Annotated in this window: 2 protein-coding genes and 1 pseudogene; 2 read left to right on the top strand and 1 reads right to left on the bottom strand. The window is 65.1% G+C overall.

All coding sequences use genetic code 11. The features are described from left to right. Positions 1–481 (bottom strand): annotated as a pseudogene (gene gatB / locus DOM41_RS17310) (Asp-tRNA(Asn)/Glu-tRNA(Gln) amidotransferase subunit GatB); the annotation flags it as partial. Between the two features lie 150 nt (positions 482–631). Between gatB and DOM41_RS17840 the strand changes: the two are divergent. Together DOM41_RS17840 and DOM41_RS17835 are read left to right on the top strand one after the other, a co-directional pair. Next, on the top strand, positions 632–1057 hold the full coding sequence (locus DOM41_RS17840) for a type VI secretion system Vgr family protein (protein ID WP_245391898.1): 426 nt from the start codon (positions 632–634) through the stop codon (positions 1055–1057). Then, positions 1054–1497 (top strand): DUF2345 domain-containing protein (locus tag DOM41_RS17835; protein WP_245391897.1); only part of this gene is annotated, 444 nt, incomplete at its 3' end. The genes DOM41_RS17840 and DOM41_RS17835, both read left to right, overlap by 4 nt.

Here is a 1497-nt window from a genome sequence, read left to right as displayed (position 1 = left end):
CGGTGGGTAGCTCCGACAGGGTGGTGCGCTGGTGCTCGATATACGCGGAATCCAGCATGATCGGCAGCAGGTCGGGACAGGGCAAGTAACGGTAGTCGTTGGCTTCTTACTTGGTGCGCATGCTGCGGGTCTCGTCGAGATCCGGGTCGTAGAGGCGCGTCTCCTGCACGACCTTGCCGCCGTCCTCGATCAGCTCGATCTGGCGCTCGACCTCGAACTCGATCGCCCGCTCGACGAAGCGGAACGAGTTGACGTTCTTGATCTCGGCACGGGTGCCGAAGGCTTCCTGCCCCTTGGGGCGAACGGAGACGTTGACGTCGCAACGCATGGAGCCCTCGGCCATGTTGCCGTCGGAAATCCCCAGATAGGTAACGATGGCGTGGATCGCGCGGATGTAGGCGACCGCTTCCCTGGCTGAGCGCATGTCGGGTTCGGAGACGATCTCCAAAAGCGGCGTGTCGGCGCGGTTGAGGCCGACCCCGTTCGTCCGCTGATCACCGGGCGGGTCTACAACGGCGAGCAGACGCCCGAGTGGCACAGTCACGGCCTGCTCTCCGGGTTCAAGAGCAAGACCTACCGCGGCAGCAAGTACACCGAACTCGTCTTCGACGATGCCACCGATCAGGAGCGCGTGCGGCTCAACTCCGAAGCCGAGAAGAGCCAGCTCAACCTGGGCTACCTGATCCATCAGACCGGCAACACTCGCGGCGCCTTCCGCGGCACCGGGTTCGAGCTACGCACCGACGCCTACGGCGCCATCTGCGCCAATCAGGGGCTCTACCTCACCAGCTGGGGTCAGCTCGGTGCCAGCGGCGACCAGCTAGACCTCACCCCGGCCAGACAGCAGCTCGACAGCGCCTACCAGCTCGCCGACACGCTGCGGCGGATCACAACGCCGACGCCCTCGACAGCCGCGAGAACCTCAAGCAGGCCGGAGACGACGCCGACGACAGCTACGGCACCAGCGAACAGCTCGCCAGTTCATCAGGACAGGCCGACCAGAGCAACGCCGCCGGCGCCAGCGACAGCGGCGGGCGGGGCGAATCCGCACGCATGAAAGCGCCGTGGCTGCACATGGCCTCGCCGGCGGGCATCACGATGAGCACGCCGGAATCGACGCACCTGGCGCAGGGGCGATCGCTGAGCGTGGCGAGTGGTGAGGATGTCAACATCGCCACCGGCAAGAGCCTTGTCGCGTCGATCTCGGAGAAGCTCTCGCTGTTCGTGCAGAAAGCCGGCATCAAACTCTTCGCCGCACGCGGCAAGGTCCAGATGCAGGCACAGTCGGACAATCTCGAAGCCACCGCCCGGCGCGATCTCAACGTCACCTCCAGCGAAGAGAAAGTCGATCTCTCCGCCGCCGATGAGATCCTGTTGGTCAGCGGCGGGGCTTACGTTCGCATCAAGGGCGGCGATATCGAGCTGCATGCCACTGGTAAGGTCACGGTCAAGGGCGCGAGTCAGAGCTTTGAGGGGCCGGCGGAGATGAGTCGCGCA

It is taken from the genome of Salinicola aestuarinus, from assembly GCF_003206645.1.
In the GTDB taxonomy this organism is placed as follows: domain Bacteria; phylum Pseudomonadota; class Gammaproteobacteria; order Pseudomonadales; family Halomonadaceae; genus Salinicola; species Salinicola aestuarinus.
Note: the sequence above shows the minus strand (reverse complement) of the source record. Positions and strands in the feature narration are given on the sequence as shown.